Below are 17,121 nucleotides of genomic sequence, written 5' to 3'. Positions count from 1 at the left end.
GAACTTTAAAATGTTATAAATTTATCTTAAAAATTTAAAGAAAATTCTAGGAAAGTTTAGGAATTTGCAAATTGAAAACGTGTGTAGTATAATCAGAGGACAAAGGAAAAATAAAAGGAGAATTATATGAAAAACATAAAATCATACGCAGCAATCGCAGCACTAGCACTTGCTCTTACAGCTTGTGGAAACAATGCTAACGATGCTAAACCAGAGGATGCTTCTAAGGAAGCAACTACAGAAGAAGCTGCAACAACTGAAACAGGTGAAAAAGTTGGTGAAGCTACAGCAGCAGGTTACGGTGGAGACATCAAAGTTAAAGTAACTATGGATGGAGACACAATCAAAGACATCCAAGTTGACCACACAGAAACAGAAGGAATTGGAGCAGACGCAATTCCACAATTAGTTGAAGAAATCAAAAAGAACAACGGAACTGAAGGTGTAGATAACGTATCTGGAGCAACAGTATCAAGCGAAGCTCTAAAAACAGCAGTAGACGAAGCAATCAAAGCTGCAAAATAATATAAGCACAAAGAAAATCAAGTCCTAAAGTCTAGTCTTTAAAAATAAGATTAGCCTTTGGGGCTTTTCTAATATTTAAAAGCTGATTAAATCGAATAAGGAGAGATAAGTGAAGAAAAAATATGGGATTTTGATAGGTCTTGGTCTAGTTTTTCTTATTGGATGCTTACATTTTTCAAAAAAGAATTCGAAATTTGATATAGAAGATTCTAAAAGCAAGGCTGTTTATATATATAATCTTACAGATGATAAAAAAGTCTACGGAAAAAATGAAAATAAGCCTCTTCCTATGGCTTCTCTTACCAAAATCATGACCCTTCTTGTAAGCCTCGACCATGTTTCTGACCTGGGAGAGCTTGCTCCAATCGATTATGATTCCTATATGAGAGCTGTAAGTGAAAATGCATCTATGGCAGGTTTTCTTGCCAATGAAACAACGACCTACCGAGACCTTATGTATGGGACAATACTCGCATCTGGAGCAGAAGCAGCAGATTCCCTTGCGATTAATGTGGCAGGAAGCATAGATTCTTTTGTAGACCTTATGAACGAGAAGGCAGGAGAGCTTAATCTAGAAAATACTACCTACGCCAATGCCGATGGTATGGATGATAAGAGAAACTTTCAGTCGGCTAAAGATTGTGCTATGCTTATCAAATATGGCCTAGAAGATGGTAATTTCAGGGCGATTTTTACTAAGAGAGACTACCTATCGCAAGCGACAAATGAACATCCAGATGGAGTCTACATAGAAAGCACTATTTTTTCTCACCTTAAGGATTATGAAGAAAATGGTTTTGAGATTATCGGAGGAAAGAGTGGAACTACGGACGATGCAGGCCTTTGCTGGGCGACTCTTGCCGAAAAAGATGGCAAGGAATATATAATAGTAGTAATGGGAGTTTCTTTTTCCGATATTGATGACCTTCCAGATGCCCATATCAGAGAAACCTTAGAATATCTAGACAGGATCTAATTAATAATAACTATCAATTCATATCTTTTTCGGTAAAATAATATTGAGGTGAAAAAATGATTAACAAAGATAAATTTAAAGACTTAGACGAAAAATTTTATGCTGACAGGGCAAATGTGATTGCCCAAAGTGCAGTTACAAGAAATGGAATTACAGAAGCTGCAATTGATCCTGATGTGATCAAGGACATGCGCCACTCCTTTTCGATTGAACTTAAGCAAGGAGAGATAACAGACCAAAAGCAATCTGGTCGTTGCTGGATGTTCTCTGCCCTAAACACCATGAGATATAGGATTATCAAGGATTACAATCTCGAAACTTTCGAGCTTTCCCAAGCCTATCCTCTATTTTTTGATAAGCTAGAAAAGAGCAATTATTTCCTAGAATCTATTATTAAAACTGTAGACTGTGATCTTCAAGGAAGACTTGTGAAACACATCCTTGCTGATCCTCTGGGAGATGGGGGACAATGGGATATGTTTGTAAATTTGGTTAAGAAATACGGAGTTGTTCCAAAATATGCCATGCCTGAAGTGAAATCCTCATCTGCTACAAGAGAGATGGATGCATATCTTACAAAAATGCTAAGATCTTTTGCTAAAGATTTAAGAAATGCCCACAGAGAAGGAAAGAGCCTAGAAGACTTAGAAGCTATGAAGGAGGGCTTTAACGAACATATTTACAAGGCCCTAAGTGTAGTTTTAGGAACTCCTCCAAAGAAAATCGACTTTGAGGCGAGAGATAAGGACGATAATTATATAAAGGAGAAAGACCTTACTCCTAAGGAGTTTTTCGACAAATATGTGAAGATGGATATAGATGACTACATTTCTCTAATCAATGCACCTACCGAAGATAAGCCATTTAACGAAACTTTTACGGTAGATTATCTGGGTAATGTCGTAGAAGGAAAGGAAGTTAAATACCTAAATCTTCCTATAGATGAATTAAAGAAAGCGGCTATCAAGCAACTTAAAGACGGTTTTCCTGTATGGATGGGCTGCGATGTAGGCCAAAGCTTCATCAGAGAAGAAGGAATCCTCGATACCAAGGCCTTTAATATCAAAGAAATCTTCGACTTAGACTTTGAGATGACTAAGGAAGAAAGACTTGACTACTCAGAAAGCTTGATGACTCACGCCATGGTATTTACAGGAGTTGACCTAGACGAAGACGGAAAACCAGTAAGATGGAAGATAGAAAACTCTTGGGGAGATAGGGCAGGAAACAAGGGCTATCTAGTAATGAGCAATGCTTGGTTTGATGAATATATGTATCAAATCGCAGTAGATAAGAAATATCTAACAGAAGATCAGAGAAAAGCCTGGGACAAAGACCCAATCCACCTAAAACCATGGGACCCAATGGGATCTCTTGCAAGATAAATAAGAGGGCCTTTCGCTCCTTTCAGAGCGTAGACAAAATCCAAAAACGCTTATCCAACTACAGAAATTTAGGAATTCTAAATCTCATAATACTGTAAATCGCAAACTCGCTAAGGCCCGAACAATGCGATTTACGGGCGTTTATTTCGATTTGAATTTCTTGAAATTTCTTCCGAATGGAACGCTTCCTTTTGGATTTTGTACCTTATTCAACAGTCTGAGAGGGCATTTGGTCCTTTTTTGAGCTTAGATTTCACTTTTCCTAAAATTTATTATAAGATAAGAGAAAGAAAACGAAAGAGGAGATTTTATGGAGAAAATTTTATTCCTAGAAGGAAAATTCAGAGAGAAAATCTGGGGAGGAAAGAGACTTAGAGAAATCTATTCTTACGATATTCCATCAGATAAGACAGGTGAGTACTGGGCTATCTCTGATATGGGAGATATGAGCTCTGTTATCACTAATGGAGAGTTTAAGGGAAAAAGCCTAGAAGAAGTCTACCAAAAGCACAAAGACCTTTTCGGAAATCCAAAAGAGGCGACCTTTCCACTTCTTGTTAAGATTATAGATGCCAATACTGACCTATCAATCCAAGTTCACCCAGATGACGTTATGGCAAAAGAGCTTGAAGATTCTAGGGGAAAGACAGAATGTTGGTACATCCTAAATGAAGAGCCTGCCTCAATTATCTACGGCCTTAAGGTAGATGATAAAAAGGAAGCTATAAGACTCATTGATGAGAGAAAGTGGGATGAGCTTTTAAGGGAAGTTCCAGCGAGGAAGGGCGATTTCTTTTTCGTAGAGGCAGGCACAGTCCATGCCATAAAGAAGGGCTCACTAATCCTAGAAATCCAACAAGCAAGCGATATAACCTACAGGCTCTATGACTATGATAGAAAAGATGATGACGGGAAACTTAGAGACCTCCACTTAGAAGAGTCCAAAAAGGCTATTAAAATAAACAAAAACAAGGAAAAAATCGAAGAATTCGAAAGGGACGGCCTTAAGGGGAGAATCCTGACTCGTAATAGATACTTTGAAGTTAATGAATATAAGATAGAAGGAATAAGTGAATTTGAAAGGGAAAAACCTTATCTTCTTTATAGTGTAGTTGATGGAAGTGGCGAGATTATTATAGAGGATAAGTCCTATGAGATCGAGAAGGGAGACTTTTTTATCCTAACAAATGATGTGAAGAAATTTGACTTTAAGGGAGATTTAAGTCTTGTAGAAGCCTCAACAGTAAGCGAATAAAACATTTGCATGACATAAAATGAAAATATTTTCAAAAGGTGCAAGGAGTGGATAAATATACTGAAAATGTGTTTATTTACCTATTTCCTTGCTTTTTTTATGCAAATATTATAAAATAATATTAGCGATAAGCGAATTTACATAATAGTAAATCCTTTTCATAAATCATATGTAAGGAGTAATAATGGCAAATTTAAAATTAGAGCACATAGATAAAATTTATCCTAATGGAGTTCAAGCAGTATTTGATTTCAATTTAGAAATTGAAGATAAAGAATTTATTGTTTTTGTCGGACCATCTGGTTGTGGAAAGTCTACAACACTTAGAATGATAGCAGGTCTTGAGGAAATATCTGAGGGGAATTTATACATCGACGGCGAGCTTATGAATGAGGTTAGCCCTAAGAATAGAAATATCGCCATGGTATTTCAAAACTACGCCCTCTATCCACACATGACAGTTTTTGATAACATGGCCTTTGGTCTTAAGCTTCAAAAGGTAGATAAGAATGAGATTAAGAAAAAAGTAGAAAGAGCAGCAGAAATGCTCGAGTTGACTAATCTTTTGGATAGAAAACCAGCAGCCTTATCCGGAGGTCAAAGACAAAGAGTTGCCCTAGGACGTGCTATAGTAAGGGAAGCTGATATCTTCCTTATGGATGAGCCTCTATCTAACTTAGATGCTAAGCTTAGGGTTCAGATGAGAACAGAAATATCCAAAATCCATGACCAGCTTGATACTACAACTATCTACGTAACCCATGATCAGACTGAGGCTATGTCAATGGCTTCAAGGATTGTAGTAATGAAAGATGGCTACATGCAACAAGTTGGAACTCCGGAAGAAATCTACGATACTCCAGCTAATATTTTCGTAGCAAACTTTATTGGATCTCCTCCAATGAACTTTTTCAATGGTAAGGTAATAAATTCCAAGATTCAAGTTGGTAATGACGATATTCCAGTAACTGATGAACAAAAAGAAGCTTTAAAAGCATACGAAGGAAAGGAAATAATTGTTGGTATAAGACCAGAGTCTTTTTCTGTGAATACTGAAGGCGAAAGCGCAAGATCAATCAAGGCAAGGATAGAAAATATAGAAATGCTTGGTGATGAATCGATTCTTTATGCTAGAGCGGAAGAAGCTGCAAGTCAGATAGCAGTAAAGGTCCAAGGTAAATTTAAAGGAATCGATAAAGACGACGATATAAATCTAGATATCAACTTAGATGAAATCCATTTATTCGATAAAGATACATCAATGAGAATTGTATAATGCAAGCTCTATCAAAATCTTTGGGCAAGGTCGGGGAGCTTATACTCTTCGTTCTTTTGTCTATAGTATATACAAGCTTGATAATTTTACCCTTAATTTTGGTAAATCTCCTAATCGAGGGAAGTCTAATAAGATATATTTTATTGTTTACTCCCTTAATTGGTCTTTTGGCCATTGCTTTGGAAAGGGAGTTTGTAGCTGTAAAGTCAGTTTTTGTTGATTACAAGTCCTATTATAGGCCTTATTTTAAAGATGTTTTTGGAGAAAGTTTCATCAAAAAGTATTTGACTTATGCTTTGATATTTAGTCTCTACTTTTATTTCTCTGATGCCTTAAGAATTTTAGAAAGTGATGCGTTAATCCTCTTTGTATTTAGGATATTTTTAAGCTTAATATTTAGAAATATAATTTTCTATACAATATTACAAAGGGCTTTTAGAGAAGAAATTGGATTTATAAAGACTATCAAGAATTCAAGCTTACTAACATTTAGATTCCCAATATATGCAATTATTATCGGCTTTGTCTGGGAAGTTATAGAAAGTTTACTTATTACAAATATCCTTTGGACTTATGTCTTTGTAATTATAATGGGATTTTTGGGAACTTTCATAAATGAGACTAAAGTCAAGAACTTATAAGGAAGGTTAAAATGGAAAATAAAAATCAGGGTCAAGTAAAAGTAATTGACCAAAAGGAATTAAAAAGAAGAAAGAAAAAAGCCAAAAAACCATTTAGCCAAAGATTTAAGAAAAATCTACCTCTTATGGCCTTTTGCCTGCCAGGCTTTATCTGGTTTGCTATAATGAGCTATTTGCCTATGTTTGGGGTGATCATTCCCTTTAAGGACTACAAGGTCTTTTCTAAGAATTTCTTCTATAATCTCTTTCATAGCGAATGGATTGGATTTGATAACTTCAAATTCTTCTTTCAAAGTAATGACGCTTGGACTATCATAAGAAATACGATCTTGTACAATGCCTGCTTTATAGTTGTGAATATAGTTCTTGCTATGTTTACCGCCATAGCCCTACATGAGCTTTTAAACAGGAAAGCTGCGAAGTTCTATCAAACTTCGCTCTTTCTGCCATATTTCTTGTCTTGGGTTGTAATTTCTTATGCGGTATTTGCCTTTCTATCACCAGATAAGGGCTTGATAAATGCACTTATTATGAAATTCGGTGGAAGAAGTAAGAATTGGTACACAACCAAGACTTGGTGGCCTGTATTTTTGGTAATCATTAATGCTTGGAAGGGCCTAGGTTATAACACTGTAGTTTATCTATCGGCCCTATCAGGAATAGATAAGACCTATTACGAGGCAGCTGTAATGGATGGGGCAAGCAAGTGGGAGCAGATAAAATACATCACCATACCAATGCTAAAACCTGTTGTAACTGTTTTATTTATAATGAGTCTTGCTAATATATTTAGGGCAGATTTCGGTTTGTTCTACCAAGTACCAAGAGATTCAGGACCTTTGTATTCAGTGACAAATGTAATCGATACTTATGTATTTAGGGCTCTTATGAAAAACGGAGACATAGGCCTATCATCAGCCGTATCCCTTCTCCAATCAGCAGTTGGAGCAGTCCTAATCATCGGTGCCAATAAGATTGTCAAAAAATACGATCCACAAAGATCACTTTTCTAGGAGGATATATGCAAAAAGTAAATAAGAAAAAGCATTTTGATCCCTTAGAAGTAAGTAAGGGAGCTAACATAGGATTAAATTTATATCTGATACTACTTACTATATCAGCGATTTTGCCTTTCCTCTTTGTATTTATTATATCAATTACGGATGAGTCAACGCTTGCTACAAATGGTTATAGTTTGTTTCCGGAAAAAATTAGCTTCGATGCCTATAAGCTAATTTTTAGCTCGGGTTCATCAATAGTTCAAGCCTACAAGGTATCGATATTTATAACAGTGGTTGGTGTAATACTTGCCCTAATCCTTACTACTCTGTATGCCTACGCCCTATCCAGAGATGACTTTGAATTTAAGGGATTTTTCACAAAAGTCTCAACTATACCAATGTTGTTTTCCGGAGGACTTGTAGCAAGTTATCTAGTAATGACACAATTTTTAGGTCTTAGAAATTCGGTGTGGGCGCTTATCTTACCCTTACTTCTAGGAACCTTTAATATCATAATAATGAGGACGTTTTTTCAAACAAGTATACCAAAAGCCTTGATAGAGGCTGCAACGATTGATGGAGCTAATGAATTTCAAATATTTTTCAAAGTAGTGCTTCCCCTATCCTTGCCGGTACTTGCAACAATTGGACTATTCTTAACATTAGGGTATTGGAACGATTGGTATAACGCTATGCTATACATAGATGACTTAGATAAAATACCTGTCCAATATCTCTTAATTAGAATACAAAATTCAACGGCTTTCCTCGCATCAAGAGGTAGCCAAATAGGAGGTGTAGCGAATCAGGCGATGAAAACTTTGCCACAGGAGACTTTGAGAATGGCTATAGTAGTTATAACAACTGCGCCAATTGCAATAACATATCCATTCTTCCAAAGATACTTCATAAGTGGCCTAACATTGGGAGCAGTTAAGGAATAATTCATTAATAAGGAGGGAAAAATGAATTTAGTTAAAAAATTTGCTTACACATCAATGGCTCTAATGCTTGCTCTAGGCATTTCAGCTTGCGGAAACAATGACGGAAATGTAGAAGAGAAAAACAAAACCGAAACTAGCGAAAACGCAGAAAACAAAGAAAACAAAGACGATAAGAAAGACAAGAATGCTAAAGATGATGAAGTTCCTACCCTAACTTATCTTAACATAGGAACTCCACAAGCAGGAACTGAAGAGACAGTAAGTAAGATTAACGAATACCTAGATGAAAAAGAAGCGGGTTACCACCTAAATCTAGTCTTCTATGATTGGGGAGATTATGAACAAAGACTCCAACTTGCTTCATCAACAGGAGAAGATTGGGACCTAGCCTTTACTGCAAGCTGGGCAGGACCTTACAAAACCCTAGTATCACAAAATGCCTTGATGGATCTAACAGACCTAATGGAAGGCAAGGAATTTGTTGATTTAATCAATCCTGATATGCTAAAAGGTGTTAGTGTAGATGGTAAAGTTTACGGAATCCCTGCAGCATATCCAGGAGTTGTTGCAGCTAACCAATTCGTATGGACAAAGAGCATGGTTGATAAATACAATATCGACTACAAGAATATCCAAAATATAGACCAATTAGAGCCTATCTTTGAAGAAATAAAAGAAAAAGAAGGCGTACAATATCCATTTGGTGTATCTAAGGACTTCTTGTTCGCTATGCCAGAACCTGTATATCAAGTTACAGATGGAGTTGCTGTAAGAGAAGAAGATGGCAAGCTCAAAGCTTACAACCTATATGCAGATGATCTTTATAAAGAACAAATCATGAAGATGAAAGACTATATGGACAAAGGCTACATCTCACCATCAGCTCCACAAGTTGAGCCAGGAACAGTAATGCCAGAAAATGAAGTTCTACTTACTGAAGGTGAAGGAGAGCCAGGTTCTGCAGCTATATGGTCAGTTGCACCACGTAACGAAGTAGTATCAAATATCATTGGAGATAAGGTTCTTATATCTAACGATAAGGCTACAGGAAAGATGATTTCTATTAACTCACAAACTGATAAGGCAGAACTTGCTATGGACTTTATCAACAGAATGTTCACAGATAAAAACCTACAAGATATGCTATCTTACGGTGTTGAAGGCAAAAACTTCGAATACAAAGACGGAAAAGTTGTAAAACACAATAAGGATTCCGATGGAATAGATAATGATTACGATGTACCATCATTTACCTTCCTATGTGCATTCAACAGAACTCCACTAGATGGAGCTCCTGGAATTGGCGATGAAGAATTCGATAAGGAAGCAAAAGAATTTGAAGACAAACTAGTAGCATCTCCAGTATTAGGATTTACCCTAGACGAATCAAAAATCGCAACAGAAATAGCAAATGTTCAACAAACACAAAGCGAATACACCATCAACCTTAAGACAGGTGCCTTTGACGAAAGCTACTATCAAGAATTCCTAGACAAACTAAATACAGCAGGAATCGAAAAGGTAATAGAAGAAGTACAAGCACAATTAGATAATTGGGAAGGCGCTGATAAGTAATTAGAAGAAAGCAGGAGAGATGAACTTACTAAAAAAAATTGGCATAAGCACACTCCTAGTTGGACTTAGCCTAAGTCTTTCTAGTTGTCAGGCTTCAGATAAGAAAGAAGAAGTCAAAAAAGATTCAGAAGAAATTCCTACCATAACATATTATGATGTGGGAACTCCCCAAGAAGATACAGGAGAGGTTGTAGAAGCTATTAATAAATATCTAGATAGCCTAGATGCAGGTTATCATATAAACCTACAATTCTTCGATTGGGGCGAATATGAACAAAGACTTCAACTCGCGTCAAATGCAGGAGATGACTGGGATATAGCCTTTACAGCTAACTGGTCAGGTCCTTACAAAAACTTAGTAGAAAAGGGAGCTTTTGCCGACATAACAGAACTTATAGATGAAAAAGGTCAAGCTATAAAAGATTCTCTTTCAGAAGATGTATTAAAGGGAGCTTCTATCGAAGGAAGATTATACGGAGCTCCAGCAGCTGCCAAAAATGTCGTTCCAGGCAACTATTTTGTTTGGAATAAAGCTTATGTAGACAAATACAAGATCGATATAGATAGTGTAAAGACTATAAAAGACCTTGAACCTTATCTTAAAGAGGTAAAGGAAAATGAAGCAAGCGTCGATTACCCTTTCAACATAGTAAGTGATTTCCTCCTCCAAACACCAACTCCACAGTCTGAAGCGACACCAGGAGTTGCAGTAAAAGAAGAAAATGGAAAGCTCATTGCCTACAACAGCTGGGCTGACCCAGAGCTTAAGAAACAATTAGACGTTCTAAAAGACTACATGGACAAGGGTTACATTAACCCATCAGCTCCTCAGATGAATGCGGGAGATGGTGAGGAAGGAGATAGGTGGCTAGTAACCAAGGCTGAAGGAGGGCCAGATTCAGATGGGATTTGGTCTAACTCCTTCAAGTGCGAAGTCATATCCTCCCCAGCAGGTAACAAAACAATAGTAACAAATCAAAAAGCTACTGGTTCTCTTGCCGCTATCAACTCCCAATCTGAGCACAAAGAATTGGCTATGGATTTTCTAAACAGAATGTATAGCGATAAGGAGCTTATGAGATATCTAACCTATGGAATAGAAGGTAAGCACTACGATTTAGTAGATGGAAAGGTTGAAAAATACGAAGATACTAAATATGACGTACCAGCCTTTACATTCCTTGCCTCAGAAAATATGACACCACTTACTACATCTGAAGATTCTGACACGCCAGAAGCTAAGAAAAAACTAGATAAGTTTTTAGAGAATTTAGAGCCTTCTCCTATACTAGGTTTCAACTTTGATAGGAAAAGCGTTGAAAGCGAGGCAGGAAATGTTGAACAGACAATTTTCGAATACGAGAAAAATCTCAAAACAGGTGCCTTCGACGAGGACTATTATCAAGAATTCTTAGATAAGCTTAATACTGCTGGAATTGATAAGTTGATATAAGAAGTCCAAGCTCAATTAGACAATTGGGATAGGAAGTAGAAATAATAAAGACTTATGTTTAGGCATAGGTCTTTACTTTTGCAAATTATAGTGAAAATTATTTCATTTATTGGAAGTATTTTTAGAGAATATGAAAAGATTTAGGAGTTAATATGCTAGAAAAAAGAGGTGTTATAGAAGGATTCTACGGGATTCCTTGGAGCTTTGAAGAAAGAATGTCTATGATTAAATTTCTATCCGATATAGATATGAACCAATATGTCTATGCACCAAAGGATGACCCTTACCATAATGTAAAATGGAGAGAACCTTATCCAGAGGATAAATTAGCTGAGATAAGTAAGCTTGCCAGTCTTTCAAAAAACGAGGGAGTCGATTTTGTTTGGGCCATTCATCCAGGACAAAATTTGATAGATTTTAATCTATATGAAGAAGAAATCGATAAGTTATTTAAAAAGTACGATAGCCTTCATGAAGCTGGTGTGACTTCCTTTGCCCTTTGCATGGACGATATAGACAGAGACTTAGCCTACGAGCAAAGAGAATTTCATTTAAGATTAGTGAAGGATATCTTAAAGAAATTGGATACTTATGAAAATGGCAAACTTTTATTTGTCCATCCTTGGTATAATAGTGCCTGGATTGATGAGAAGGGGGAAGAATACTTTAAGCTCTTTTCCGGTCTTGATAGATTAGAAATCTTGTGGACAGGCTATGACGTAGTTGTACCTATTACAAAGGCTTCTCAAGAAAAATTTACAGAGCTTTCCCAAAAGGAAGCTAATATATGGCTTAACTGGCCGGTCAATGATTATTTAAGAGATAGAATATTTATGGAAATATTTGAGTTTTATGATTCAAGTGAGACAAACTATAAGTCAATCCTATCAAACCCAATGAATCAGGCAGAGTTAAGCAAGATATCTGTCTATCAAATAGGAGAATTTGCCAAAGATCCAGAAGGGTTTGTCCCTGTTGAATCTTTCAAAAGAGCCCTAGCCTACATTGACGAAAAAGTAGCGTCAGATCTTTTCGTAATAGCTGATTCCTTCTTTGCCTCAGGAGTTTATGATAGATTTGATGATAAGAAATATAAGGAAGATGGGGAAATTGCCCTAGCTTATAGGGATAAGGACTTCGAAGAAGTAAAAAGCTTGCTTGATAAGAAGATAGGAGCTATAGATTCATACTTTAAAAACTACAGCAATGATAAATTGTACGATGAGGTAAAGCCATTTTTCACCTGCCTATCATATCTATCAGAAGCTGTTAAGGCAGCAATAGACAAAGATTTTAAGAAAGCTTCAAGCTTCTATGATAAATGTAGCGATTGTAAGGTAAAAATCTATAAAGAATTTAGACTAGATACTATAGAAGATAGGAAGGTCAAAACTTCTAGAGTCTTGGAGAAAATCTACGAAGAACTCATGGAGGATGTAGAAAAATGAAAAAGACCATCCACGTAGTAAGCCATACCCACTGGGATAGAGAATGGTACATGCCTTATGAAAAGCACCATATGCGCCTAATCGATCTAATGGATGGGGTGATAGAAGCCTTCGAGGATCCTGATTTTAAGTATTATTGGCTTGATGGCCATTATCTTCCTATAGAAGACTATCTTGAAGTGAAGCCAGAAAATAGAAAGATAATCGAGGAATTAATCGAGGCCGGTAAGCTAAAGCTAGGTCCTTGGTATATCTTGCAAGATGCCTTTCTCACAAGCGGCGAATCTAATATCAAAAATTTAAGTCTAGGAATAGAAAGCATAGAAAAGTGGGGAAAGCCTTCGATGATTGGCTATTTCCCAGATACATTTGGCAATATTGGTCAAGCTAGCCAAATTCTTCAAAAAGCTGGAATTAAAGTCGCCTACTTTGGAAGAGGTGTCAAGGCTACAGGCTTTGACAATGTGGTTATAGACGATTTCACTTCCAAAAACTCAGAGATTTATTGGAAGGCTCCTAATGGTGACGAGGTCTTGGGGATTCTTTTTGCTAACTGGTATAGCAATGGACTAGACATTCCTGAAGATGAGCGTGAGCTTAAAGCTTATATGGATCAGAAGATTGAAGATATGGAAAGGTACGCCTCAACTAATCAATTGCTCTTGATGAACGGTTGCGACCACTCTCCAGTTCAAAAAAACATTGGGCAAATCATAAAAAAGGCAAACGAGCTTTATGAAGATTATGAATTTGTTCACTCAAACTTAGACCTTTATTTTGAAAGTGTAAAAAAAGAAGTTAAAGATATCGACACCATAAAAGGCGAGCTTAGAAGTCAAACGACTGATGGTTGGTGGACTTTGAATTCTACTTCATCTTCTAGATATTATCTAAAAAAATACAACAAGACTTTGGAGATGAGACTTGAAGAGATCATCCAACCACTGTTTACTCTTTTTGTCGAAAGTAAAGACTATCCTAGGGAAAAGATCGATTATTTCTATAAAAATCTAATCAAAAATCATCCCCACGACAGCATATGCGCTTGCTCTGTAGATTCGGTTCACGATGGCAATCTCAGACGCTTTAAGAGTGTAAGTGAAGGAGTCGACTATCTCGAAGATTTAGCTAGGGAAAAAATCAGAGAAAACACCCAAAATATCAAGAAAAATAGTATCTGTGTCATAAATACCCTTCCTTACAGGAAACTTAAGGAAGTTGAAAGAGAAATAGAAGTTGATAGGAAGTTTTTCGGCATAGATTTCCCAGAAGTTTACGATAGCTTATCTGAAAAAGAGATAAAAAGCTACAAGCTAGTTGACGAAAAAGGCGAGGAAATTCCCGCTGAAATCACATATTTGGGGACTGGATTTTCCTATGAACTTCCTAATGATAAGTTTAGAAAACCTTACTTTGCCAATAAAATCAAAATCCGTTTCAGCCTAGAACTTGACTCTTTTGAGAAGAAAATTCTAAGGTTAGTAGAGGGACAATCTTCCTTTGAATCTAAAGAAATAGAAGAAAACATAGTCGAAAATGCTTATTATAGGATAGAAATTAAAGATAAGGCAAGCCTTGATATTTACGATAAGACAAATCAAATAACTTACAAAGACGTCCTCACCATAGAAGATACAGGCGATATAGGAAATGAATATATTTATAGACAGTCTTCTGACAAGCTAAGGATTGTTGGAGGAAAATTGATAGATAAAAAAATCATCAGGGAAAATGATAAGACTATCATTAGGCTTAAGGAAAAATTCTCCCTGCCAGAAGGAGCGGAGGATAAGCTAAAGGATGAGCAAATTCGCCTTAATGATATCACAAGAAGAAAGGCTAATAGGAGTAAGACCTATGTCGATATGATAATCGAAAAGGAGATAAAAATCTTCGATAAGAAAGCTCCTATAGAAATTAAGATAAGGCTTAAAAATGTAAGCAAAGATCACAGGATGAGAGTGCTTTTCGGTCATGATTTAAAAACTGATAAGGTGTTTGCTGAGTCTATCTTTGAATGTGTCAAAAGAGATGCCTATGCTCCAGAAACATGGAAGAACCCAGATTATTCACAAAATTTCAACAGATATGTTCAAGTTATGGATAATGATAAGAGAGGTTTTGGAGTATCAGCCCTTGGTCCTGCGGAATATGAAATGGTAGAAGATGAGGGTCTTTTCATAACACTTTTTAGGTCAGTCGGAGAGCTTGGAGATTGGGGATATTTTTCTACTCCAGATGCCCAGCTTATAAAAGACGAGCTAAGGGATATGGAGTTTGACTTTTATTTTGATAGTTTTAAGGAAGATATTGATAGAAATAGGAGAGATATCCTTAAGGCTAGAGTAGACTTCTTTAGCCTAAATCTTTCGGATAAGAATGATAAAGATATATCTTTGACAATCCCTAAAATAGATTTGGGAGATAATCTATTTTCTACGATTTTTAGAAATGAAGAGGGAGAAGCCTTCCTTAGAATATTTAATCCTAGTCCTTATTCTAAAGCTATTGATATTTCCGCGGATGAATATGACATTTTGGCGAGAAAGAAGATAAAAGACGGACCTTTTGGAGAAATTCCTCCTTTTGAAATTAAAACATTTAGATTGGAGCTTTAATGAAAGAAATTGTAAAAGAGTTGACCAGTAAGGTTAAGGAAAGTGATGATCTTAGCCCAGATATAAAGAAAATTTTCGAAAAGGCAATCAACAACACTTTCACAACGACTATGAAAGAAACCGAAAGGGGAGATGTCTTCGTAATAACTGGAGACATAGAGGCCATGTGGCTAAGAGATTCTAGTGGACAAATCAGACCCCTCTTTTATGTAGATAGCAAAGAGGCGGATGAACTTATTAGGAAAGTTCTAAAGAGACAAATATTTTGTCTAGACAAGGATCTCTACGCCAATGCATTTAACCAAAGTGCTAGCGGAAGGAGTTGGAGCGATAAGGACATAACAGACTTTGATTCTCCTTGGGTTTGGGAGAGAAAGTACGAGCTAGATTCGCTTTGTTATGTCATGGAAGTAGCTTATATGTACTATGAGAAAACTCGTGATAAGACGATTTTCGACGAAAAATTTTTAGAAGTTTTAGAAAAAATCCTTGATCTTATTAAGCTTGAGCAAAATCATGAAAATTCGTCCTATGAATTCGAAAGACCTGACCCTTGGGCTCCTTCAGATTCCCTAAGAAATGGCAAGAGAGGAACTGAGACAGGCTTTACAGGAATGAGTTGGACAGGTTTTAGGCCTAGTGATGACTCCTGCCTATACCAATACCTTATTCCTGCCAATGCCTTTGCTACTGTAGCTTTGAAAAGACTTGCCAAAGCCCTAAGACATGCAGAAATTAGGCTCGACCTATGTGATAATATGTACGACTTGGCTTGCGAGATAGATCGTGGAATTAGAGAGTATGGAATTATAGAAGATGAAGATTTTGGCGAAATTTATGCCTACGAAACTGATGGGCTTGGATCTTATAATTTGATGGACGATGCCAACATCCCAAGCTTACTTTCCCTTCCTTATTTGGGTTATGTAGATAAGAAAGATCCAATTTATAAAAACACCAGAGCTTTTATCCTTTCAGATAAGAACAAGAATTATTTTGAAGGAAAGGCGGCCAAGGGAATTGGATCAGACCATACCCCCAAAGACTATATCTGGCATTTGGCTCTAGCAATGGAGCTTATGACAGCAGATTCTAGGGAGGATATGGACCGTATTTTGGCTTATTTTGAAAAAACTCACGCAGGAAAATATTTGATGCATGAGGGCTTCGACAAGGATGATCCTAGTAAATATACCAGAGATTGGTTCTCTTGGGCTAACTCTATATTCGTTGAGGCAGTCCTAAGATATATAGGGATTGATCTGGTAAAGGCTAACTAAGATAGGCCTCACAAATCATATCAAGGATCAAGGTCACAGGAAAAATCTTTGAAATCTTATATGAATAGCTAGGATAAGGAGGCAATAAGATAGTATTTGTCGCTATATTTTTTAGAGTAGACTCCTTATTGCCAGTTATGGCGAGGATATTTGCCTTTTTCTCTTTAGCGAAGCGAACTCCTTCTAGGAGATTGTGATTTTCGCCAGAAAGGGAGATAGCTATCAACAAGTCATCTGCACCAAGGCTTTTCGTAAGAAGATTTATACTGTAAGGCTCCTTGGCGTAGTCGGTATTATTTAGACCGATTTCTCCAAATTTGTAGACGAATTCATTAGCGCAAAGGCCAGATGAGCCGATTCCTATAACGGCAATCCTTCCAAAAGTATCAAAGGATTTGATGAATTTAACCGTATCCATATCGAAGGGCTCGATAGAATCAATAAAATTCATATAAATCTCTTGGCTAAGCGACTTAGTCATCCTAGGTTTTTTAGAAATATCAAACTTTAGCTCAGAGAAACCATCAAAGCCAAGCTTTTGGGCAAATCTAGTTATGGTAGAGTTTGAAACGTCTAGAATCTCGGATAAATCATTGATATTTATATGAGTAAAATCGACATCTATATCTTTGATTTTATCGACGATTATATTTTCAGACTTAGATAAATTTATATTTTTTGAGCTTATTATATCCATAATAAAATTGTAATTAGCGTTTGTCATTTGATCACTCCTAGAGATAA

The 17,121-nt window shown here is 36.5% G+C and carries 14 protein-coding genes; 13 read left to right on the top strand and 1 reads right to left on the bottom strand.

Annotated features, from left to right (window positions below; genetic code table 11):
• Positions 1–126: 126 nt before the first annotated feature.
• The 13 genes from C7D97_RS06750 to C7D97_RS06690 all read left to right on the top strand — a co-directional run bounded on the left by C7D97_RS06750 (position 127) and on the right by C7D97_RS06690 (position 16,377).
• Complete coding sequence (locus tag C7D97_RS06750) at positions 127–525, top strand: FMN-binding protein (protein WP_105301312.1); 399 nt, start codon at positions 127–129, stop codon at positions 523–525.
• Between the two features lie 109 nt (positions 526–634).
• Positions 635–1,501: a D-alanyl-D-alanine carboxypeptidase family protein gene (locus C7D97_RS06745; protein ID WP_105301311.1), complete on the top strand. Its 867-nt coding sequence runs from the start codon at positions 635–637 to the stop codon at positions 1,499–1,501.
• 56 nt (positions 1,502–1,557) lie between these two features.
• Positions 1,558–2,886, top strand: coding sequence for a C1 family peptidase (locus C7D97_RS06740; protein WP_105301310.1), 1,329 nt, complete (start codon positions 1,558–1,560; stop codon positions 2,884–2,886).
• Positions 2,887–3,196: 310 nt separating this feature from the next.
• Entirely contained in the window at positions 3,197–4,141 is a 945-nt protein-coding gene (locus C7D97_RS06735) for a type I phosphomannose isomerase catalytic subunit (RefSeq protein WP_105301309.1), read from the top strand.
• Between the two features lie 184 nt (positions 4,142–4,325).
• Positions 4,326–5,417, top strand: a complete 1,092-nt coding sequence (locus tag C7D97_RS06730; protein WP_105301308.1) for an ABC transporter ATP-binding protein — start codon at positions 4,326–4,328, stop codon at positions 5,415–5,417.
• Positions 5,417–6,058, top strand: a complete 642-nt coding sequence (locus C7D97_RS06725; RefSeq protein ID WP_105301307.1) for a hypothetical protein — start codon at positions 5,417–5,419, stop codon at positions 6,056–6,058. The genes C7D97_RS06730 and C7D97_RS06725 overlap by 1 nt, the downstream gene beginning before the upstream one ends.
• 11 nt (positions 6,059–6,069) lie before the next feature.
• Entirely contained in the window at positions 6,070–7,071 is a 1,002-nt protein-coding gene (locus tag C7D97_RS06720) for an ABC transporter permease (protein WP_240308894.1), read from the top strand.
• Positions 7,072–7,079: 8 nt separating this feature from the next.
• The gene (locus tag C7D97_RS06715; protein ID WP_105301306.1) at positions 7,080–8,003 is read left to right on the top strand and encodes a carbohydrate ABC transporter permease; all 924 of its coding nucleotides are present in this window, start codon (positions 7,080–7,082) and stop codon (positions 8,001–8,003) included.
• A 21-nt stretch (positions 8,004–8,024) separates the two neighbouring features.
• Complete coding sequence (locus C7D97_RS06710) at positions 8,025–9,578, top strand: ABC transporter substrate-binding protein (protein WP_105301305.1); 1,554 nt, start codon at positions 8,025–8,027, stop codon at positions 9,576–9,578.
• Positions 9,579–9,597: 19 nt separating this feature from the next.
• Positions 9,598–11,031 carry an ABC transporter substrate-binding protein gene (locus C7D97_RS06705; protein ID WP_105301304.1) on the top strand — a complete coding sequence of 478 codons (1,434 nt, stop codon included), beginning with the start codon at positions 9,598–9,600 and terminating at the stop codon, positions 11,029–11,031.
• 152 nt (positions 11,032–11,183) lie between these two features.
• Complete coding sequence (locus C7D97_RS06700; protein ID WP_105301303.1) at positions 11,184–12,479, top strand: beta-N-acetylglucosaminidase domain-containing protein; 1,296 nt, start codon at positions 11,184–11,186, stop codon at positions 12,477–12,479.
• Positions 12,476–15,097 (top strand): alpha-mannosidase, encoded by a 2,622-nt coding sequence (locus C7D97_RS06695; RefSeq protein ID WP_105301302.1) that lies wholly within the window; start codon positions 12,476–12,478, stop codon positions 15,095–15,097. The genes C7D97_RS06700 and C7D97_RS06695 overlap by 4 nt, the downstream gene beginning before the upstream one ends.
• Positions 15,097–16,377, top strand: a complete 1,281-nt coding sequence (locus tag C7D97_RS06690; protein WP_105301301.1) for a glycoside hydrolase family 125 protein — start codon at positions 15,097–15,099, stop codon at positions 16,375–16,377. Before C7D97_RS06695 ends, C7D97_RS06690 begins: the two co-directional genes overlap by 1 nt.
• On the opposite strand, the gene C7D97_RS06685 is transcribed toward C7D97_RS06690, so the two are convergent.
• Positions 16,370–17,101, bottom strand: a complete 732-nt coding sequence (locus tag C7D97_RS06685; RefSeq protein WP_105301300.1) for a MurR/RpiR family transcriptional regulator — start codon at positions 17,099–17,101, stop codon at positions 16,370–16,372. The two genes, C7D97_RS06690 and C7D97_RS06685, sit on opposite strands and share 8 nt — an antisense overlap.
• Positions 17,102–17,121 lie beyond the last annotated feature (20 nt).

Origin of the sequence: Anaerococcus marasmi, assembly GCF_900290195.1 — a bacterium.
Classification (GTDB): Bacteria; Bacillota; Clostridia; order Tissierellales; family Peptoniphilaceae; genus Anaerococcus; species Anaerococcus marasmi.
The sequence above is the reverse complement of the archived record's forward strand: the minus strand, read 5'-3'. Positions and strand labels throughout refer to the sequence as shown.